Annotated in this window: 17 protein-coding genes; 1 reads left to right on the forward strand and 16 read right to left on the reverse strand. The window is 64.1% G+C overall.

Going from position 1 to position 21619, the window contains the following annotated elements:
• Positions 1–92: 92 nt before the first annotated feature.
• From HAP40_RS13495 to HAP40_RS13570, 16 genes are all read right to left on the reverse strand, one after another.
• Complete coding sequence (locus HAP40_RS13495) at positions 93–2423, reverse strand: PAS domain-containing sensor histidine kinase (protein WP_166817334.1); 2331 nt, start codon at positions 2421–2423, stop codon at positions 93–95.
• A gap of 226 nt (positions 2424–2649) precedes the next feature.
• A complete protein-coding gene (locus tag HAP40_RS13500) occupies positions 2650–4023 on the reverse strand; it encodes a cation-efflux pump (protein ID WP_166817333.1) in 1374 nt (457 codons plus the stop codon).
• Between the two features lie 293 nt (positions 4024–4316).
• Positions 4317–5285 (reverse strand): quinone oxidoreductase family protein, encoded by a 969-nt coding sequence (locus HAP40_RS13505; protein WP_166817332.1) that lies wholly within the window; start codon positions 5283–5285, stop codon positions 4317–4319.
• A 25-nt stretch (positions 5286–5310) separates the two neighbouring features.
• A complete protein-coding gene (locus HAP40_RS13510) occupies positions 5311–6306 on the reverse strand; it encodes an NAD(P)H-dependent flavin oxidoreductase (protein WP_166817331.1) in 996 nt (331 codons plus the stop codon).
• A 290-nt stretch (positions 6307–6596) separates the two neighbouring features.
• On the reverse strand, positions 6597–7259 hold the full coding sequence (locus tag HAP40_RS13515; RefSeq protein WP_166817330.1) for a hypothetical protein: 663 nt from the start codon (positions 7257–7259) through the stop codon (positions 6597–6599).
• Positions 7260–7306: 47 nt separating this feature from the next.
• On the reverse strand, positions 7307–7504 hold the full coding sequence (locus tag HAP40_RS13520; RefSeq protein WP_246926536.1) for a hypothetical protein: 198 nt from the start codon (positions 7502–7504) through the stop codon (positions 7307–7309).
• Between the two features lie 704 nt (positions 7505–8208).
• Positions 8209–9771, reverse strand: coding sequence for a winged helix-turn-helix domain-containing tetratricopeptide repeat protein (locus HAP40_RS13525; RefSeq protein WP_166817329.1), 1563 nt, complete (start codon positions 9769–9771; stop codon positions 8209–8211).
• A gap of 543 nt (positions 9772–10314) precedes the next feature.
• A complete protein-coding gene (locus HAP40_RS13530; RefSeq protein WP_208024781.1) occupies positions 10315–11103 on the reverse strand; it encodes a fumarylacetoacetate hydrolase family protein in 789 nt (262 codons plus the stop codon).
• Positions 11100–12119, reverse strand: a complete 1020-nt coding sequence (locus tag HAP40_RS13535; protein WP_166817327.1) for a 2-dehydropantoate 2-reductase — start codon at positions 12117–12119, stop codon at positions 11100–11102. Before HAP40_RS13535 ends, HAP40_RS13530 begins: the two co-directional genes overlap by 4 nt.
• Before the next feature lie 105 nt (positions 12120–12224).
• A complete protein-coding gene (locus tag HAP40_RS13540; protein WP_166817326.1) occupies positions 12225–12650 on the reverse strand; it encodes a CBS domain-containing protein in 426 nt (141 codons plus the stop codon).
• Between the two features lie 174 nt (positions 12651–12824).
• Positions 12825–14147: an oxalate/formate MFS antiporter gene (oxlT, locus tag HAP40_RS13545; RefSeq protein ID WP_166817325.1), complete on the reverse strand. Its 1323-nt coding sequence runs from the start codon at positions 14145–14147 to the stop codon at positions 12825–12827.
• A 260-nt stretch (positions 14148–14407) separates the two neighbouring features.
• Entirely contained in the window at positions 14408–15697 is a 1290-nt protein-coding gene (oxlT, locus tag HAP40_RS13550) for an oxalate/formate MFS antiporter (RefSeq protein ID WP_166817324.1), read from the reverse strand.
• Between the two features lie 415 nt (positions 15698–16112).
• Positions 16113–17612, reverse strand: coding sequence for a tripartite tricarboxylate transporter permease (locus tag HAP40_RS13555; RefSeq protein WP_166817323.1), 1500 nt, complete (start codon positions 17610–17612; stop codon positions 16113–16115).
• A 73-nt stretch (positions 17613–17685) separates the two neighbouring features.
• Entirely contained in the window at positions 17686–18183 is a 498-nt protein-coding gene (locus HAP40_RS13560) for a tripartite tricarboxylate transporter TctB family protein (protein WP_166817322.1), read from the reverse strand.
• A gap of 86 nt (positions 18184–18269) precedes the next feature.
• Positions 18270–19277 carry a Bug family tripartite tricarboxylate transporter substrate binding protein gene (locus HAP40_RS13565; protein ID WP_166817321.1) on the reverse strand — a complete coding sequence of 336 codons (1008 nt, stop codon included), beginning with the start codon at positions 19275–19277 and terminating at the stop codon, positions 18270–18272.
• 454 nt (positions 19278–19731) lie between these two features.
• Complete coding sequence (locus tag HAP40_RS13570; RefSeq protein WP_166817320.1) at positions 19732–19869, reverse strand: hypothetical protein; 138 nt, start codon at positions 19867–19869, stop codon at positions 19732–19734.
• Positions 19870–20239: 370 nt separating this feature from the next.
• Here HAP40_RS13570 and HAP40_RS13575 point away from each other — a divergent pair, with 370 nt between their 5' ends.
• Positions 20240–21568, forward strand: coding sequence for an Hsp70 family protein (locus tag HAP40_RS13575; RefSeq protein ID WP_166817319.1), 1329 nt, complete (start codon positions 20240–20242; stop codon positions 21566–21568).
• The last annotated feature ends 51 nt before the right edge of the window (positions 21569–21619 follow it).

Here is a 21619-nt window from a genome sequence, read left to right on the forward strand (position 1 = left end):
GGGGTGCGGCAGAGCCCGAGCAAGCCTCGTCCTGAGGGCCCCGCCGGAGGCGGCGTCTCGAAGGTGGCCGCAGGCGAGCTTCCCGCCAGACGCTAGGCCGCGGCCGATATCCCGGCCGCTGCCTTGACCGCGTCGCGCGGCAAGGTCACGCGCACAACGGTGCCGACTTCGAGCTTCGAGCGCAGGCGCATCGAGCCACCGTGGAGCTGCGCCAGCGAGCGCGCGATGGCGAGCCCGAGGCCGGAGCCGTGATAGGTCTTGGTGAGCTGGCTTTCGACCTGCTCGAAGGGCCGGCCGAGCCGCGCCAGCGAATGCGGCGCGATGCCGATGCCGGTGTCGGCGATCATCAGTACGATCTTGTCGTCGAGCTGCCGGCTGCGCACCACGACGCGTCCGCCGTCGGGCGTGAACTTTACCGCGTTGGAGAGCAGGTTGACGATGATCTGCTTGGTGGCGCGGCGGTCGGCGACGACGGAGATGGATTTTGCGATATCGGCGTCGAGCGTCAGGTGCTTGTCCTGCGCCCGGCCGGTGACGACCCGCAACGACTCGGCGAGCGTGCGCGACAGGTCGAGCTCCTCCATGTCGAGCTTCATGCGGCCGGCCTCGATCTTGGACATGTCGAGGATGTCGTTGATGACCTCGAGCAGATAATGGCCGCTGGTCAGGATGTCCTGGCAGTATTCCTGGTATTTTTCGCTGCCGAGCTCGCCGAACATGCCCGAGCCCATGATCTCGGAGAAGCCGATGATGGCGTTGAGCGGCGTGCGCAGCTCGTGGCTCATATTGGCGAGGAACTTCGACTTGGTCTGGTTGGCTTCCTCGGCGCGAGTCTTCTCGCGCTGGTACTTTTCGGCGAGGTCGGCGAGCTCGACCGCCTGGCGCTCCAGCGCGGCCTGCGAGCGCTTGAGGTCAATGACGGTGGCGCGCAGGCGCAGGTCGTTGTCGACCAGCTTCTGTTCGTGCTCCTTGATGCGCGTGATGTCGGTGCCGACCGAGACGTAGCCGCCGTCCTTGGTGCGGCGCTCGCTGATGTGCAGCCAGCTGCCGTCGTCGAGCTGCGCCTCGAAGGTGCGCGCGCCCGGGCCTTGGGCGGCGGTGTCGTTGTGGCGGGTGCGCACCTCCGGCATGCGGCCGACCTCGAGCACGGTCTCGTAGGAGGTGCCGGGGATCACGGCGGTGTCGGGCAGCTTGTGCAGCCGCTGGAAGTGCGAATTGCAGAGTACCAGGCGGTCGCTGGCGTCCCACAGCACGAAGGCTTCGGGAATGGTCTCGATCGCGTCGCGCAGGCGAAGGTCGGCTTCCACCGTCTTCTCGGCGAGGCTCTTCTGCTCGGTGATGTCGACCGCGATCCCGATCAGGTGCACGCTGGAATCGGTCGCCCCGCGCGTCTTCTCGCAGCGGACGCGCAGCCAGATCCAGTGGCCGTCGACATGCTGCATGCGGAAGGTCTGGTCGATGTGGTCGATCTTCTCGGAGATGAGCTGGTCGGCGATCTCGAACAGGTCGATGTCGTCGGACTTCACCAGCGCGTTGACCTCGCCGAAGGTGAGGAGTTCGTTGCGGCCGTCGAGGCCGAGCATCGAGAACATCGACTGTGACCAGAAGATCCGGCCGCGGGACAGGTCCCAGTCCCACAGGCCGCAGCGGCCGCGGTTGAGCGCGGTGTCGATGCGACCGCGCACGGCGTCGTTGATGAGGTCGCCTTCGCGGGCGCGGGTCGACTGCCAGTGGAAGGCGAAGCCCAGGATCAGGACGACGAAGCCGGTGGTCGCCGACAGCGTCACCGAGAGCGCGGCGTCCGAGCCCCAGATCGGCTCGTTGCGTTCCTGGATCACGGTGACGAAGCCGGGCATCGACTTGATCTGCCGCGAGGTCGCCATCGCGGCATTGCCGTTCGGCAGCGTCATGTCGGAGGCGTTGGCGTCGCGCGGCGGCGCCGCGACCAGTTGCGCCGTGGTGATCGCATCGAGCAGGCGGTCGTTGCCGGAGGGATCGCTGTCGACCGGGATGCGGGCGAGGATGCGGCGGTCGATTCCGGCGGACGTGACGATGACGTGGCGGCCCGAGGCGGTGCCCCAGGACGGAATGAGATCGGGCAGCAGCGTCGGCAGGCTCTCGATGTTCTTGAGCCGCTCCTGTCGCACGGAGGTGAGGCGGTCGATCCGTTCGGCGAGCAGGTCGGCGAGCGCCGAGATGTCGTGCCGGATCACCATCCGCTTCTGGCGCGTCTGGTCGACGACCTGCACGAACGCGCCGAGGCAGATGGTGATCAGGAAGGCGATGATGAGCGTCGGCACGGCGCGGCGCAGCGCCGGCTCCGCGATCAGGAGCCGATGATAGGCAGGTTTCGCGATCGATTGCGCCAATCCCTTGATCGAGTCGGATTGGACACACGCGTTCGCGGCGTCTGCGCGCGCCATGCCTTCGGCCCCCTGGAAAACCTGCTTGCAACTTGAGTTTCGGAAGCAGCCCCACGTCGCTTCCGAATCACACCGATTTGAATCCAGTTTTCGCAGGCTGTCGAGAGTCAACGAATCGTTAACGCGAAATTATTCTTATCCAACACGCAGTTTGTGCATCGGGTCTCCGCAAATCGACGTGCGCGAGGAGTCCGAAACGAGAACGTTGGCTCCAGGTCGCGCGCGGTCACACACGCGGCGGTTCGGCGTGACTGATGACGCGCTTCACGCTCGGGAATGCGCGCCGCAATGCGCGCTCGATCGCGTCGACATGCTCGTGTACCTTGATCACGCTCATCGCCGGTGCGGCGCGGCAGTGGAAGTTGACGATCTCGCCGGCGTCGGTGTTGCGGACGCGCACATTGTGGATGTCGTGGATCTCGCCTTCGCCGGCAAACTCGGCGAGCGCTGCGGCAATCGCCTGCACGCGTTCCGGCGGGGCGTCGACGCCGAACGGCAGTTCCGGTTCCAGCGGCTCGATATGGACGTCGACCTCGACGTCCTCGCCGAATTCTACCTGGATATTGCGCTCCAGCGTGTTGGCGACGTCGTGGGCTGAATCGAGCCGCATCTCGCCGTCGACCTCGAGGTCGATGCTGACGATCAGCTTGGCGCCGAGATCGTGCACCGTGACGTGGTGGATCGCGAGGCCGGAATTGCGCGCGATCACCATGATGCGGTCGCGCACCGTCTCGTTGTTGCGCGCGACCGGGACGGCCGTGAAGGTGAGGTCGGCGTCGCCGAACGCCTTGCTGACGGCCAGCTCGGCATTGTGCTTGATGTCCTCGACGCGGTCGATCGGATAGGTCCGCGGCACCTTTGCGATGGTGTCGATGAAGGTGGTCGCTCCGACCATGCGCACGCGCAGCCGCTCGACGTCGATCACCCCGGGCACGCTGCGGATCGCGGCCTTGGCCTTCTCCTGGGCGCCCTCCGGCGCGCGGTCGACCAGGGTCTGCACGGTCGAGCCGGCCATGCGCAGGCCGAGAGCCGCGATCATCACCGCGACTGCGGCGGCCGCGGCCGCATCGCCCCACCAGAAGCCGAGCCCCGCGAGGATCAGGCCACCGATCACGGCAAATGAGCCCATCACGTCGGAGGCGAAATGCAGAGCATCCGCTGCCAGCGCCTGGCTCCTGGTCGCGCGCGCGGCGCGGTGCAGCGCGCGGGCGCGCCAGAGGTTCACCGCGATGTCGATCACCAGCACGACGAACGGCACGGCCGAAATCGTTGGCGGCGGGGTTCCCTCGCGCAGCCGGCTATAGGCCTCGACCAGGATGCCGCCGGCGAGCACGTAGAGCAGGGCGGTGACGCCGAGCGCGGAGATGCTCTCCAGCTTGCCATGGCCGTAATGGTGCTCCTCGTCCGCCGGCTTGTCGGACACCCGCACCACCGCCCAGGTGATGATGGTGGCGATCAGGTCGATCGCGGAGTGCAGCGCCTCCGAGATCAGCGCCAGCGAGCCGATCGCGATCCCGACCATGAACTTGGCTACCGCCATGCCGCCGCTGGCGAAGATCGAGATCGCTGCGACCGAGGTCTTGTTGTGCTGGGAGGTCATGGCGGGGATTTAGCAGCCTAAGGCTGAACATCAAGCGACGATCCACAGCTATAGTCGCAAGTGAGTTGCAGGAGCGAAGCTATTGCGAATACTTCCGAATTGAATGGCGGCTACTAGCTCCGTCATGCCCGGGCTTGTCCCGGGCATCCACGTATTGCCTCAGAGCTCGTAGGACGGGCAAAGGCGCGTAGCGCCGTGCCCACCAACAGGTATCTCTTGATCAAAGGCTGATGGTGGGCACGCTTCGCTTTGCCCACCCTACGAGACCGGGGTCGTTAGCGCCCGGCCAGGGATCACACCGTCACCACGATCTTCCCCAGATGCTTGTTCGCTTCCATGTGCTCGAACGCCTGATCGATCTGGTCGAACGGATAAACCCTGTCGATCGGCAGCTGCAGTTTTCGCGACTCGACCGCACCCCAGATGTCCTTGCGGACCTCCTCGAAGATCTCGCGGACCTCCTCGATGGTGCGGGTGCGGAAGGTGACGCCGACATAGTCGATGCGGCGCGCGGCGTGCAGGTCGAAGTTGAAGTCGGCATGGGTGCCGCCCAGCCGGCCGACATTGACGATGCGGCCCTTCACCTTGGTCGCTGCGAGGTTCTGGCTCGCGACCTTGCCGGAGACCTGGTCGACGATGAGATCGACGCCTTCGCCGTTGGTTGCCTTCAGGACCTCGTCGACCCATTTCGGATCCGAGCTGTCGACGGCGAGATCGGCGCCATAGTCCTTCAGTCGGCCGCGGCGAGTGGCGTCGGTCGACGAGCCGATCACCAGCTTTGCGCCCTTGAGCCTGGCAATCTGCATCGCCATCAGCCCGACGCCGGAGCTGGCACCCTGGATCAGCACGCTCTGGCCCGCCTGCACGCCGCCTACGGTGACGACGGCGTTGTGCATGGTCGCGAGCGCGACGGGCAGGGTGGCGGCCTCCTCGAAGTTCATGTTCGAAGGTGCGCGGAACAGCCGGCCGTGATCGGCGAGCGTGTATTCGGCGAAGGCGGCGCCGCCCGAGCCCATGATGCGATCGCCGACCTTCACGCCTTTTGCGTCGGGCCCGAGCTCGGCGACTTCGCCGGCCCATTCCATGCCGAGCACGGTGCCGGCGCCGCCGGCCGCGCCATGGGCGTGGCCCTTGCGCATGCCGGTATCGGCGCGATTGAGGCCACAGGCGCGGACGCGCACCAGCACCTGCGTGCCCTTGGGCTTCGGTTGAGCGACGTCGGAAATCTGAGCGCCATCAGTACCGTAGACATAAGCCTTCATAAATTACTCTCGCGTCTTGAAGTGATTATTCCGCGGCTTGCGCGGTCGGATGAACGATCATGCCTTCCAGCCGGCCGCGGATGATGGCCTCCGCCTCGCGCACGATGCGGGAGACGAGGTCGGCGCAGCTCGGGATGTCCTGGATCAGGCCCTGCACCTGGCCGGCCGACCAGATGCCTTCGTCGGAATTGCCCGTCGCGTAGACCATCTTGCCGCGGGCACCCGCAACGAGCTCGCGGATGTCCTCGAACCTGGCGCCTTCCTTTTCCATCGCGACGACCTTGGTCGAGATCTCGTTCCTGGCGACGCGCGAGGTGTTGCGCATGGTGCGGAAGATCAGCTCGGTCTCGCGCTCGTCATTGGCGACGATTTTCTCCTTGATGAGCTGGTGGATCGGGCTTTCCCTGGTCGCCATGAAGCGGGTGCCCATGTTGATGCCGTCGGCCCCCAGTGCCAACGCCGCGACGAGGCCGCGGGCATCGGCGAAGCCGCCCGAGGCGATCATCGGGAGCTTGATCTTGTTGGCGGCGGCCGGGATCAGGATCAGGCCGGGGGTGTCGTCCTCGCCGGGGTGGCCGGCGCATTCGAAGCCGTCGATCGAGATGGCGTCGACGCCCATCCGCTCGGCCGAGAGCGCGTGGCGGACACTGGTGCATTTGTGCACGACCTTGACGCCGTGCTTCTTGAACTCGTCGACATGCTCCTGCGGCTTGTTGCCGGCGGTCTCGACCACCGTGATGCCGCTCTCGATGATGGCGGCGCGGTATTCGGCATAAGGCGGCGGCTTGATCGCGGGCAGGATGGTGAGGTTGACGCCAAACGGCTTGTCGGTGAGGTCGCGGCAGCGCGCGATCTCCTTGGAGAGATCCTCCGGCGTCGGCTGGGTCAGCGCGGTGATGAAGCCGAGCGCGCCTGCATTGGCGACCGCCGCGACCAGCTCGGCCCGCCCGACCCATTGCATGCCGCCCTGGACGATCGGGTGCTCGACACCGACGAGCTTGGTGAACCGTGTCTGCAACATGACGTTTTCCCCCTGGGCGGCCCGCAGGCTCTGTTGTCGGTTGATGCCGGAAGGATGCCGCCGGGGGTGGCAAAAGTCTATTGCGCAGGCGTGCGGGCCTTCATGCGAGCGGGAGGGGGTGTTTCCGTAGGGCGGATAATTGGAATGGTTACGCTTGCCACATCCACCGCCGTCGTCCGGCGAAAGCCAAGACGGAATGCTGGCCACGGCGTGCCCGATGGCGCCGACCGGGGCGATGGTTCCTGGCTTCAGGACGACGTTGGAGGGATATGCGGACGTGGTCCGGCCAGCTACTCCGCCGACAGCCGCACCATCTGGCGGCCGCCGTTCATTTCCTTGAGGCGGTTGACGAAGTTTTCCGGGCGCTGCCAGCGGTTGGGGACCTGCAAGCCCATGAACTCGGCGATGTCGCCGATGAAGCCGGTGCAGTTGGCGGTCTCGGCGTTCCACACCGGCGAGCTCGCCTGCAGCTCCTTGATGTAGGCGAAGACGCGCTTGGCGTCGGCCTCGTTCAGATAGACGCGATAGCTCGCGGTCAGATATTCCGGGTCGAGATCGCCGTAGCTTGCGCCGGTCTCGGAGGGCACGAAGGTGATGTGGCCGAGCACGTAAGCGAGCGTGTCGCCCGCGGGCGTGAGGCCTGCGACCTCGACCGCCTTCTCGCTGGTCTTGCCGTACCAGACGAAGGCGTGGCCCCAGCTCGCGGCCGTGCGGGCGCGAAAATCGACGTAGTAGGGACCCTTCTCCGCACGTGCGAGCGGACGCCGCGTCGCTTGCGGCGCCGGTCGTGATGCGGTGTCGGTCGTGGCAAGCGCATTCGCGTCGGCAACGCGCTTGTTCGCTTCGTGGGCTGAATCTTTGGCCGAGGCCGAGGGCATCGTGCATGCGATCATGGCCGCGAGCGCGAAGCCCGCGAGGATGCAGGATCCCGATCGGTCAGGTTTGTACGTCACGTTGTGCCCCTCTGGTCTCGGCCGCTTACGCAGATTCGTATTGCGCGTCAGTAGCGCGCTGCGACCGGGCCGGGCGCCTTGCCGATCGGGGCCTTTCCAACCGGGCTCTTGCCAATCGGCATCTTTCCGATCGGCGCCTGCTCGGCCGGATAGGCCGGCACAGGCTGGCGGCGCGGCAGATCCGCAGCGTTGGCAGCCGTCACGAGAGCAAGCGTGGCACCCAGAGCAATTACAATCTTCTTCACAGTGATACCCCTAGAAGGTTAGTCCAAACGCGGCAGTGCCGTGCCCCCAGACACGCCTCACAGAAGGGCGGCCGAATGCGTCCAAGTTGCGGCACGAGCGGGACATGTTGGCGGCACATGTCTGGCGCGCGGAGATGTGATGTGTCCGGATGTTTCGGGCGGCGCAATGAGCGCGCACAGCTTTTGTAGCCCGCATGAGCGAAGCGATATGCGGGATCTCTACGGAAGCATGGGCCCGGATATCGCTTCACCCATCCCGTGCCACGACAGCGCTTGTCTCACCCGATCGGTCTATCGCTTTCCGAGGAAGTTCGAGCGCAGCTTGTCGGCGTACCAGACCACGAAAATCGCAACGAACGAGAGAGCGAAGTACAGAACCGTCCACAAGAGTGCATTGCCGGCATTCGACATGGCGTCCTCCCTGGCATCAGATGTCTTGCGGGAATGTTAGTCTTGGCCGCGACCGCGCGATTTGCGCTGGATCAATTTTGCTGCGCTGCGGAGCAAATAGCCGACGAGCCTTCATTCCAGGGGCACGACTCGTCGCGCTCCGGCATGTTGGAGAGCACCAGGGCGTGCACCCATAAATGATGATGTCGGCTTCTGATGGCTGAGCGGAAATGGTCTGATCGGTTAGGGTATGACCACTTGTGACCCGAGCCGACGTAGGGCAGGAAAGCACTGAAGTCGGCCCGAAGCGCTCATCACCCTTCCGGCACGCCGGCGAGGCGCCAGCCTTCACACAAGCGCTGCAGCCCGGCAAGGTAAATTGGATTGTCGCTTTGTTGAGCTGCGAGCAAGCGACGGACGGTGAAACCTGAGTTGAGCGCAAGTCCCGTTCTCGCAGCATTTCGCGCCTCATCGAGCGCGCCGGTCAAGGCCAAGGCAGCGGCGAGCGATAGATGAGCGAGATGAAAGTTACGGTTCGCCTCGGTGCTTCGTCGTAGCCAACTGACGGCTTCGACGTCTGAACCAAGCAGCAGCTTGGCCACGCCCGCAAAACACGCCCACTGGTAGACGAAAACGTCGCGAGGAGAGAGCCGCAAAGCTTCGAGTATATGGCCTTCGGTCTCGGTAGCGCGACCTATGTAGGATTTGGCGAAACCAAGGGCAGCATGAGCGAGGACCAAATTCGGAGCCAGCGCCAACGCATGTTCGAACTCACGGATGCCTTGGGCGGCCCGGTTCGTAAAGGTCTGGACCCAACCCCGAGCCATGTGGGCTGAGGCACTGTTCGGCCTGATCGACAATACCTTGTTCACCATCGCCTCGGCCGCCGCAAGCCGCGCGGGCCCATCATCCGTCGTAAAGCTACCTCCAACTACCGTATCAACATTTGCCAGACCAATCATTGCTTCGACGTTGCCGGGATCGAACTGCAGCGAGCGTTCGAAGAAGCCCCGCGCTTGCGTCACGCATTCAAGGCTAATCCCCTTCATCAACCAGGCCCGGCCCTGGAAGCACAAGTCCACCGCATCGGGATGCGGCGTACACTCGGCTCGTCGCGCCTCAGCCTCGACGAGCTGGGCACCTAATGTACTGGCGAGCCTCGACACGATTTCGTCCTGCATGTCGAACAGGTCGACGACAGGCTTTTCGAAGCGCTCGGCCCAAAGATGCTGGCCGCTCCTGGCATCGATCAACTGCACGTTCATCCGAAGCCGCCTGCCGCTGCGTTGCACTGAGCCTTCGAGCACGTAGCGAACATTCAATTCGCGGCCGACTTGCCGGACATCGACTGCTCTACCCTTGTATGAGACGGCGCTGTTCCGTGCGATCACGAACGAACCGCTGATGCGCGACAAGTCCGTGGTCAAGCTCTCGGTTACACCATCCGCGAAATAGTCCTGCTCACGATCACCGCTCAGGTTCGCGAAGGGTAGCACGACGATGGATAGGCGCGGTGGCGTGTCGCCGGCTGGCTCAATTAGGCCAACCGTCTCATTTGCGGGCCTGCGGGCTTCCTGCACTGCACCAACGAAGCGGAAACCTTTGCGCGGCAATGTTTTGATCAACTGCTGTTTCTCGCCCGTGTCGCCGATCGCGCTCCGGGCGGCATTGAGGCGGGTCGTCAGCGCAGCATCCGAGACGATGCGTCCCTTCCAGACGGCGTTGATGAGGTCGTCCTTGCTGACGACGCGCTCCCTGTTTCGGATCAGGTATTCAATTAGGTCGAATACTTGGGGTGTGACAACGACCTCTTCCCTTGCGCGCTGCAGTTCGCGCCTGTCGGTATCCAATGCGTAATCCTCAAAAAGAAAACGCAAGCTGCATTCCCTCTCGCGGCCACCTCTGAAACCCCAAGAATAAGCCGTCGGTAACGGAAATGTAAGCCAACCGTTGAGCGCGCCAGGGGATTTGCCGGCAATCTCGCTTGGCAGAAATAGACCCACCTGGGCACTCCGATGAGCGCCATCCACGGAAACAGTGAGTTTGAACTGGCAACGGCGAGGCGGCAGTCTTACGGTCCCCTCGAAGGCATATTGGAATGCATTTCGTGAGTTGCGCAACGCGAGAGGCTGCGTGCTGGACGATCTGAGCGACAGAGAGTTGATGGATATCGGGATTGCACGGAGCGAACTCGACTACGTCGCCCGATCGGCGCTCTCAGCCGATCCGCGTTTTACACTATAGCTGCCCTAGTTTAGCCGGACGGCGCGATGCTGGCTTGAATCTGCCGGGGAAAGTCGATGAAGTCGGTTTCTGGCCCATCGGCGACCTTCAACGATGTCCGTTTTTGTGCCGCTGTTGAATGATGAGCGGACATCAGGCGCGACCGGGATCAAGCGTCTCACTCATGAGTACACGTCCTAGAGCCGAAACTCGTTGGTGAGCTCGCCGATGCCGTCGATCGCGACGGTCACGGTGTTCACCGGCTCCTTCATCACGCCGACGCCGACCGAGGTACCGACGGCGATGAGGTCGCCGGGAAGCAGGGTCATGTCGTGGGAGATCCTGCTGACCAGCTCCTGCGCGCTGAAGATCATGTCGGAGATCGGATAGTTCTGCCGCTCCGCGCCGTTGAGGATGGTGCGGACCACGAGCCTCGCCGGATCGAGGCTGGTCGCAATGACGGGGCCGAACGGGCCGTAATCGTCGATGCCCTTGGCGCGGGCCCATTGCGGGAAGGTCGGATCGCGGGTCAGGATGTCGTTGGCGGTGATGTCGTTGACGCAGGTGTAGCCGAAGATGAAGCCGTCGGCCTCGCCAGGCGAGACGCGAGCGCAGGTCCTGCCGATGACGATGCCGAGCTCGCCCTCATAAGTGGTCTTGCCGTCGTAATAAGAGGGCCGGCGGATCACGGCGCCCGGCGTCGTGATGCTGGTGGTGGCCTTGAGGAGGTAGAGCGGCTCCGGCGGCTCGGGCTGGTTCAGCTTGGCCGCGAGCGCGTGGAAATTATTCCAGAGCGCGACGATCTTGCTGGGCACGCAGGGCGCGAGCAGCTCGACGTCCGACAGCGCCAGCGCTTTACCGGTCGGTGCATTGCGGCCGAACATCTCGCCTTCGTGCACACTGATGCCTGAGGACGTCAGCGTGCCGAAACCGGCCGTGCCGGCATGGCGGAAGCGGAGCCACTTCTTCATCTCGCCCGCCATCATGCCACCGCCAGGGCGCGCGGATCGGCCGGCGTCGAGACGCCGTCATAGAGGCCGGCGATGCGGGCGCGCTGGGTGACCATCGCCAGCACCGAGTCGAGCGCGGGCGTGGCGACGCCGGTGAGGCGGCCCATCTCCTGCACGACGGTGACGAGCGGGTCGATCTCCATGGGACGACCGCGTTCGAGATCCTGGAGCATCGAGGTCTTGTGCGCGCCGACCTTGCGGGCGCCCTCGATGCGGCGCTCGACGTCGACGCGGAATTTGACGCCGAACGACTCGGCGATGGCTTGCGTCTCGACCATGATCGCCCGCGACAAGGCGCGTGTCGCCGGATCGGTGCAGATCACGTCGAGCGTTGCGTGGGTCAATGCGCTGATCGGGTTGAAGCAGACATTGCCCCAGAGCTTGAGCCAGATCTCGTCACGGATGCGGTTGAGCACGGGAGCTTTCAGGCCGGCCGCGACGAACAGGTCGGCGAGGCGCTGCACGTCCGGCGTGATCTCGCCCGAGGGCTCGCCGAGCGGGAAATTGTTGCCGTAGACGTGGCGGATCACGCCAGGCGCCTCGATCTCGGTGGCGGGATAGACGATGCAGCCGATGGCGCGCTCGGCGCCGATCTCGCGCCATTGCCGGCCGCCAGGATCGATGCTCTCCAGCGTCGAATTCTCGTATTGGCCGCCGTGCTTGTAGAAATACCAATAGGGGATGCCGTTGACGGCGGTGACGATCCGGGTGTGAGGGCCGAGCAGCGGCTGCATCTTCTCGATCACGCCGGTGATCGAATGCGCCTTCAGCGTGACGATGATGGTGTCCTGCACGCCGAGCTCGGTGGGATCGTCGGTGCAGCGCGGATGCACCGTGTGCTTTTCCTCGCCTGCGAGCAGTGTCAGGCCTCGCTCGCGCATCGCGGCGAGATGTGCGCCGCGTGCGACCAGGCTGACGTCGGCGCCCGCGCGGGCGAGCTGAACCCCGAGATATCCGCCGATCGCGCCGGCGCCATAGATGCAGATCTTCATGAAATCCTCGCGAGGGGAGCAGAAGCCGGATTTTGGGACGAAAGATCCGGTCCGGCTCGGAGAGATCCGAGCCGGGGTCGGCAGTCACAGGGGAAGGGGGCCGCTTTAGGCTGCTTGCGGCGTCGAGTTGGTGGCTTCGTCGACGGCAGCGGCGATGTCGCGCATGCTGATGACGGAGACGAGGCTGTACTCGTCGATCACGGGCAGGTGCCGGATGTGATGCCGGTTCATCAGATGCCGGACATGCTCGATCGTATCGCTCGAGGTGCAGGAGACGAGCTGCTGCACCGAGACCAGCTGCGAGACCTTGACGCTGACGGCATTGGCGCCGTGCTCGGCAACGGCGCGCACGACGTCGCGCTCGGTGAACATCCCGACCGCGGTGTTTCCTTCCGAGCGGACCACGTCCTTGACCACCAGCGCGCTGATGTTGTTGGCGCGCATCAGCTTGGCGGCGATACCCACCGTTTCGTTCATTCGCACCGTAACAACGCGCGGCGTCTTCTTGCGCAGAATGTCTCCGACCAGCATTGCAACCTCCCTGGGTGAATGACAGGGGAAGTGTGGTATACATAATGCCAATCGTCAAGCGCTGGATTTGGCGGATCCGAAAAATCTTGCGGCAGTAATGCTGACGTTTGCCGTGTACCAAAGAGAAAGGGGCGCATCGCTGCGCCCCTTCTCGATTGCAAAGCGTGCGGTGGCTTACACCGTCTCGGTCTTGGCGTTGCCGGTCGCCGTGTCCGTGCTCTCGGCTTCCTTGCCGAGGATGAAGGAGCGGCGCAGCGGCTTGATCACGAACAGCGCCATCAGTGCCGCGGTCGCGTTCAGCGCCACCGCCACCACGAACACGGCTTTCCAGCCATAGGCGGTCGAGATCACGCTCGCGAGCGGGACGAGCAGGGACGCCGTGCCCTTCGCGGTGTAGAGCATGCCGTTGTTGGTGGTCGCGAACTTCGAGCCGAAGGTATCGCCGCAGGTGGCCGGGAACAGCGAGTAGATCTCGCCGAACACGCCGAAATACACCGCTGTCGCGAGCACGAACACGACAGGGATGTGGCCGTAAGCCGACAGGGTCAGGAGCATCACCGCCGCGGTGCCGAAGGCGATGAACATGGTGGGCTCGCGGCCAATCGTGTCGGAGACAAAGCCGAAGAAGGGCCGTCCGAAGCCGTCGAAGATGCGGTCGAGCGAGATCGCGAACGTCAAGGCCGCCATCTGGAAGCCGGCGAGCGCGACCGGCGTATCGGCGATCTTGAAGTCGTGGGCGATCGGGGCGATCTGCGCCGCGGTCATCAGCCCGCCCGAGGCGACCATGACGAAGACGAGGTACATCACCCAGAAAACAGGGGTTCGCAGCACTTGCGGGGGGGTGAAGTCGATCTTGGTCTGCGGCAGATTGAGCTGCTTCTTCTTCGGCGGGATCGAGATCCGCGGCGGCTGGATGAAGAAGGCGAGCACGAACACGATCAGGCCCTGGCCGATGCCGAAGGTGAGGAATGCGTGCTGGTAGCCGCTCGCTGCGATCATGTTCGCGATCGGCACCACGGTGAGCGCGGCGCCCGCGCCGAAGCCGGCGGCGGTCGCGCCTGCCGCGAGGCCGCGGCGATCGGGAAACCACTTCAGCGCGTTGCCGACGCAGGTGCCGTATACCGCGCCCGCGCCCATGCCGCCGATGATCGCGGCGGCGTAGAGCAGGGTGAGGCTGGCGGCATAAGAGTTCAGAATCCAGGACAGCGCGATCATCACGCCGCCGAACATGATCACGATGCGCGGGCCGTATTTGTCGACGAACCAGGCTTCGACCGGCACCAGCCAGGTCTCGGTGACCACGAAGATGGTGAAAGCGAGCTGGATCGCTGCGCGGCCCCAGTGGTGGGCCGCATCGATCGGATCGACGAACAACGTCCAGCCGTATTGCAGATTGGCGATCATCGCCATGCAGACGATGCCCATCACGAGCTGAAGCCAGCGGAAACCTGTGCGAAGCGGCGCGGCGGTGACGGCGCCATCCTGGCTGGAAATCATCAAAACCTCCCAACGCGCCTGATTGACTACGGCGTCAGATCACAAGATGACCTGATGTCGCAAATATTGTGTCTTATCGTCGCAGGCGCTAGTGGGAGAGTGGTATACGATATTCCAGATTGCAAGCCCTAACTTGGCGTCCTCTCCACCAATGCGCGGGGGTCTGCCCGGACCGGGCGGAATGGCGGAAACCCTCCGCGGCAAACGAAAACGCCCGGCCGTGAGGCCGGGCGTCGCTCTTGGAGTGCTGGTGGAGCGGGTCAGAGGGTCGAGTTTGCGACCACGACCTTGCGCCAGGGCTTCAGCACCGCGATCGCCAGCAGCGAAGCCAGGATGTTGGCGCCGGCTGCGATGATGAACACGCTGTCCCAGGTGCCCGACGTTTGCTGCATGTAGTTGGCGATCGGCACCAGCAGCGCGGCGGTGCCCTTCGCGGTGTAGAGCAGGCCGGCATTGGTAGTCGCGAACTTGGCGCCGAACGTGTCGGTGCAGGTCGAAGGGAACAACGAGTAGATCTCACCCCAGGCGAAGAACACGAAGCCGGAGAGCAGCACGAACCAGATCGGGTCGTGGCCCCAGAGGTAGAGCATCCAGATGCCGAACCCTTCCATGCCGAAGGCGATGAACATCGTGTTCTCGCGGCCGATCATGTCGGAGATCCAGCCGAAGAACGGACGTGTCAGGCCGTTGAGCACGCGGTCGATCGTCGCGGCGAAGGTCACCGCCGTCATCGTCACCGCCATCAGCGTCACCGGAACGCTGTCGACCTTCCAGTCGACCGCGATGGGCTTCAGGTTCGCCGTCACCATCAGGCCGCCGGCACCGACGATCACGAACATGAAGTACATCAGCCAGAAGATCGGCTGGCGCAGAACCTCGGTCGGCTGGTAGTTGCGGCGTGTTTGCACCAGATGGGCGTTCGCCACCACGGCCGGCACCTGGCCCGCTTTTGGTGCCAGCAGGAAGAAGGCGAGGATGCAGATGATGATGCCTTGTCCGAGGCCGAAATAGAGGAAGGTGGTCTGGAAGCCGCTGTCCTTGATCATGGCCTGGATCGGCGCGACGGTCAGCGCGGAGCCGGCACCGAAGCCGGCGGCCGTGATGCCCGCGGCAAGACCGCGCTTGTCCGGAAACCACTTCAGCGCGTTGCCGACGCAGGTGCCGTAGACGCCACCGGCGCCGATGCCCGCGATGATCATGCCGAGATAGAAGCCGTTGAGCGTGGTGGCCTGCGCGTTGATCGCCCAGCCGATGGCGCAGAGCACGCCGCCGACCAGCACCACGATGCGCGGGCCGTACTTGTCGACGAACCAGCCTTCGACCGGCACGAGCCAGGTCTCGAACAGCACGAACAGCGTAAAGGCCCACTGGATCGACGCGCGATCCCAGCCGAACGTCTTCTGGATGTCAGGGACGAAGAACGTCCAGCCATATTGATAGTTGGCGATCATCACCATCGCGCCTACGCCGATGGCCAATTGCGCCCAGCGATAAGTATCGCTCACACGTGCGACACTAGGGGCCGCTGCCGACTGCACCATGTCCGTCATTAAGAACCCTCCCGAACGCGCTGATCATTGTTATGCATGCGCCGGCGGGCATACTGGTATGCAATATGCCAAGATTCAACCGAGGGACGGGGAGGTGCGGCGAAATAACGCGGGCCTGTTCACATGCGCTATAAGCGCGCGATTGTAAAGCCCCAACTGCTGCAGGCGCGCCGGCGGCAAGGGCGGTTCATTCAATACAAGATATTGATTTATCGAATGTTTTTCGTAGCGCGGTGCGGTCGCAAGCACGCTGTAGAAAAGCTGTCCACTCCGAGATTTTCCACGCTTGGGCTGCTCGCGCCCGCCGGCGCGCGGTCGGCCAGTGACCGCGCAATTCCTGGAATTCTATATTCCAGAAGTTCAGCCTGCGGCAATCTGGCGTTGGCAGCAGTGCAATTTGCGCAGGTCGCGCCGCTCACGCCATCGACGTGCGCAGCCGGCTATAGCCTTCCTGGATGGCCGACCAGAACAGGGCGATGAGGCCGAGCGCCATGATCGTGCTGACGAGGCCGTTGGAGAAGAACACGCCGAGCGAGCCCTGCGATCCCAGCAGCGACTGGCGGAAGGCTTCCTCCGCCTTGTCGCCGAGCACGATGGCGAGCACCAGCGGTGCGAGCGGGTAATTGCACTTCTTCAGGAGATAGCCGAGCACGCCGAACACCAGCATCAGCATCACGTCGAAGGTGCTGTTGTGCACCGAATAGGCGCCGATCGCGCAGAGCACCAGGATGAGCGGCGCGATGATGCCGAAGGGCACGCGGAGGATCGCGGCGAAGATCGGCACGCAGGTGAGCACGACGATGAGGCCGGCGAGATTGCCGAGATACATCGAGGCGATCAGGCCCCAGACGAATTCCTTCTGCTCCACGAACAGCATCGGGCCGGGCTGCAGGCCCCAGATCAACAGTCCGCCGAGCAGCACGGCGGCGGTCGGCGAGCCGGGCACGCCGAGCGAGAGCATCGGCAGCAGCGCCGAGGTGCCCGCGGCATGCGCGGCCGTTTCCGGCGCGATCACGCCTTCGATCTCGCCCTTGCCAAAGTTGTTGCCGCGTCGCGCCAGGCGCTTGGCGATGCCGTAGCTCATGAAGGATGCCGGCGTCGCGCCTGCGGGCGTGACGCCCATCCAGCATCCGATCAGGCAGGAGCGCAGCGAGGTCATCCAATAGGCGGGCAGCTCCCGCCAGGTCTGGAGCACGACGCGAAGGTTGATGCTCGCTTTGCCGCCGCGGAAGGCCAGCCCTTCCTCCATGGTCAGCAGGATCTCGCCGATGCCGAACAGGCCGATCACGGCGATCAGGAAGTCGAAGCCGTTGAGCAGCTCGGTGACGCCGAAGGTCAGCCGCAACTGTCCCGTGATCGAATCCAGGCCAACCGCCGCGAGCGCAAAGCCCATCATCATCGCCGCGATGGTCTTGAACGGCGGCTCCTTGCTGAGGCCGACGAAGCTGCAGAAGGCGAGGAAGTACACCGCGAACTTTTCCGCTGGCCCAAATCGCAGCGCGAAGCCCGCGACGAGGGGGGCAACGAGCGTGATCATGACGACGGCAAACAGCGCGCCGACGAAGGAGGAGGTGAAGGCGGCGGTCAGGGCCTCGCCGGGCTTGCCCTGCTGCGCCATCGGATAGCCGTCGAAGGTGGTCGCGACCGACCATGGCTCACCGGGTATGTTGAACAGGATCGACGTGATGGCGCCGCCGAACAACGCGCCCCAATAGATGCAGGACAGCATGATGATCGCCGATGTCGGCGGCATGCTGAAGGTCAGGGGAAGCAGGATCGCAACGCCGTTGGCGCCGCCTAACCCCGGAAGCACGCCGATGATGACCCCGAGCGTGATGCCGATGACCATCAGCATGATGTTGTAGGGCTGCAGGGCGACCGCGAAGCCGTGAAACAGATTGGCCAACTCTTCCATATCGATATCCTGCAGCAATAGCGGAAATGACGGCGTAGCTCTGACGGGCCGAGCCCTTTGCGGATCGAGCCCTTTACAGGCCGAGCCATTCCTCGAGCGGGCCCTTGGGAAGCGGGACCAGGAACCAGCGCTCGAAAACCAGATAGGTCACGACCGGCATTCCGACCGCGATTGCGAGGGTCGTCAGCCAGCGATAGTTGCCGAGCCAGCGCATGAACCAGGCGATGAAAACCATCGAGGCCACGTAGAGGCCGATGAACGGCATCGAGCCGACATAGATCGCGGTGGGCACGACGACGCTCATGACCTGGCGAAGCTGTCCCCATTCTGCGAACAGCCGGCCGTCGTCGTCGCGTTGCGCGTTCCAGAGGTTGATGGCGCTCGCGCCGACGATGGCGGCGCCGATATAGAAGGGGAAGAAGCCGGCACGCGGACCCTCCGCGCCCCAATTGATGCCGGCCTTCAGGCTGCCGAAGATCACGATGAGGCCGAAGACGGCGATCAGCAGCGCCATGCCGATTTCGAGCGTCTTGTGCGCCGGGCCAGATGCGGAGCCGGATCGTTGAGACATGGGACCTCCAGGCAGAACTGCAGTCTTTCGCGGCCGCGGCAGACGGGAGGACGACCAGCGTCCTCAGCCGTCGTCGATGTCGCGGGTCAATTCGCCGAGGCGAGGAAGCCGGCTTCCTTCATCAGGCCCTCGTGGCGCTTCTCCTCCGCCTCGATCCATTTGGCGTAGTCGGCGCCAGCCATGAAGGTGGTGTTGAAGGCGCCGCTCTTCATGAAGTCCTGCCATTCCGGCGTGGCTCGGATCTTCTTGAACAGCTCGACGTAATATTCGATCTGATCCTTCGTGGCCTTGGGCGACATGAAGATGCCGCGCAGCATCAGATATTCCATCGCGAGGCCCTGCGACTTGCAGGTCGGAATGTCCTTCCAGGCCTTGCCGTCGGCGATCGGCTCGTCATAGGCCATCGGCTGGGCGTCGAAGACGCAGAGCGGACGGAGCTTGCCGCCGCGCCATTGCGCGACCGCCTCGATCGGATTGTTGACGGTCGAATCGACGTGATTGCCGACGAGCTGAACGGCGACTTCGCCGCCGCCCTTGTAGGGGATGTAGGTGAACTTCGCCTCGATCGCCTTCTCGATCCCGACCGTGATGATCTGGTCTTCCTGCTTGGAGCCGGTGCCGCCCATCTTGAACGTGCCGCTGGGCGCCTTCTTCGCCGCGTCGACGTAGTCCTTGACGGTGGTGTACGGCTTCTCGGCGTTCACCCAGAGCACGAATTCGTCGAGCGCCAGCATCGCCACCGGCGTCAGATCCTTCCAGTTGAAGGGAATCCCCGTTGCCAGCGGCGTCGTGAACAGGTTCGACAGCGTGATGATGATCTTGTGAGGGTTGTTCGTCGACGTCTTCACATCGAGGAAGCCCTCGCCGCCCGCGCCGCCGGCCTTGTTGATGACGACCAGCGGCTGCTTCATCAGATTGTGCTTGGTGACGATGCCCTGGATGGTGCGCGCCATCTGATCGGCGCCGCCGCCGGTGCCTGCGGGCACGATGAACTCGACCGGACGAACCGGCTCCCAGCCGGCAAAGCTGGCGGTGCTGCTGGCGCACGACAACGCGATTGCCGTCAAAGCGGCATTCAGAACGAATGGCTTCATCTGTTTCTCTCCCTGTCGAACCCTCAGCGCAGCCGCTCTTTGTCGGCTTGCGTTAGCCCATCTCGAGTCACATGCCCTGGGTTACCCTTCGGTCTATCACCCATGGCAGTCCCGATCGAAACTCTATGAGCGGGGACAACGCGCGGCATCCGCTTCTTTCGGCTAAGGTTCCGCCAAGGCCCGCAGCAAATGTGCCGCTCTCGGCCGTTCCCGTCCTGCGTTACGTTTCCCCGTCCTTACACTTTTAATCGTGCAATCGTTCTTGGTTGCATGAATGGTATGCGAAATGCCAGTAGACAAACAATCGGATCGGCGGGTCGGCGCAGCGGACGAATCGTCGCAGTCTCGGTCGCGCAGGAGGGAGGGCCGCAAACAGAAAATGGCACCGCCATGCGGAGCCATTTGATCGAACGGAGCGTCTTTGGCGCCCGTCCGGCGGGACGCCCGAGGCCGTTTACAGGCCGAAACGCGGCAGGTCGCCGTTGTGGTTCGAAATCTCGGCGCTCGCCATCAGGAAGCGGTCGATCGCGGCCATCAGCCGGGCGAACAGCGAAGCGGAGGGGGCGAGAGCAACGGCTGCGGTCTTGGACATCGGAGATCCCTTTCTTGAGAACAGTCAGTCTTGCTGTCTCATTTCGAAAGGCAAACTATGTATACCAGATGCCACTGTCCATGCACTTGTTTGCATGGCAGCATGCGACCTTTCGCATTGCAGCATAATGCCGGGTTAACGCGACCGTTTCGGACATAAAGTTGTTGGTGGATGGGGACAGAGGGTCGTTTTCCCCCACCGAGGAGACGATAGCGGGCCGAATCGCCCAACCGGACGTCCACCGTCTGACGCGGATGGGCGCCAGGTTCCGGCCGCACTGCAATAGGCAGGCTCTTGGCAGGCTCTTGGCAGGCCCATGCAAAGCGGCTAGTGGTCCGCCCCCTTATCCAATCAACTGTCAGAGTGGTTCATGTCGAGCGCCTCGCCCGCCGTCTCGATCGGCATCGATTTTGGGACCAGCAATACGGTCGTCGCCCTCGCGGCGGACGACCGCCGGGTCGAGGCGATCCGCTTCGACCATGGCGGACAGCGCCACAGCGTCTACGTGTCGGCGCTGTGTTTCTGGGAGGACCGGCCGGGAGCGGGCGCCCAGGCCGAGGGCGGTCCATGGGCGATCGAGCAGTTTCTCGAAGGGCGCCACGTCTACCGCTTCCTCCAGTCGTTCAAGACCTTCGCGGCGAGCAGCAGCTTCAACACCACGCAGGTGTTCCGCCAACGCTTCAAGTTCGAGGACATCCTGGCGGCGTTCCTGCGAACGCTAGCGCGCCATGGCGGAGACAGGTTCGGCTTCGAGGCCGCGCACATCACGGTCGGCCGTCCCGTCCGCTTCGCCGGCGGCAATCCCGACGAGGCGCTGGCGATGCAGCGCTACCGCGCCGCGTTCGAGCGCCTGGGTGCCACGCACGCCCGCTACGTCTACGAACCCGTGGGCGCGGCGTTCTCCTTCGCCCGAAGGCTCGAGCGCGACGCCACCGTGCTGGTTGCCGATTTCGGCGGCGGCACCAGCGATTTCTCGGTGATGCGCTTCTCGCGCGCGGGAGGTCACCTGCGCGCCGAGCCGCTCGGACACGCCGGCATCGGCATTGCAGGCGACACGTTCGACTATCGCATCGTCGACCACATCGTCTCGCCGCGGCTCGGCAAGGGCTCCAGCTTCCGCTCGTTCGACAAGGTGCTGCCGATCCCCAGCGGTCACTACACCAATCTGGCGCGCTGGCATCAGCTCGCGATGATGAAGAGCAACGGCGATTTGCGCGAGCTCAGGGAGCTCGCGCGCACCGCGCTGAAGCCGGAACTGCTCGAGGATTTCATCACCATCGTCGATCTCGACCTCGGCTTTTCGCTGTATCGCGCGGTGTCCGACGCCAAGGTCGCGCTGTCGGCGCAGGACGAGGTCGACTTCCGCTTTCGGGGCGGCGGCGTCGACATCGGCGCGGCCGTCACACGGAAGAAATTCGAATCCTGGATTGCCGACGACATCGCACGGCTGGGAGCCACGGTCGACAAGGTGCTGGGCGAAGCCAAAATTACCGCGCGCGAGGTGGAGAAGGTGTTCCTGACCGGCGGCACGTCCTTCGTGCCCGCCGTCCGCAAGCTGTTCGCCGAACGGTTCGGCAACGAGCGGCTGATGTCGGGCGACCAGTTCGAGTCGATCGCCTATGGCCTCGCGCTGATCGGCCACAGTCCGGATCCGGACCGCTGGACGGCCGATGGCGGGCTCGAGGCGAGGGGCGCGTAGGGCTGCGCTCGCGCAGCACCAGCCGTCATTGCTGCGCTGCGCTCACGAAGA

Origin of the sequence: Bradyrhizobium sp. 1(2017) (genome assembly GCF_011602485.2) — a bacterium.
GTDB lineage: Bacteria > Pseudomonadota > Alphaproteobacteria > Rhizobiales > Xanthobacteraceae > Bradyrhizobium.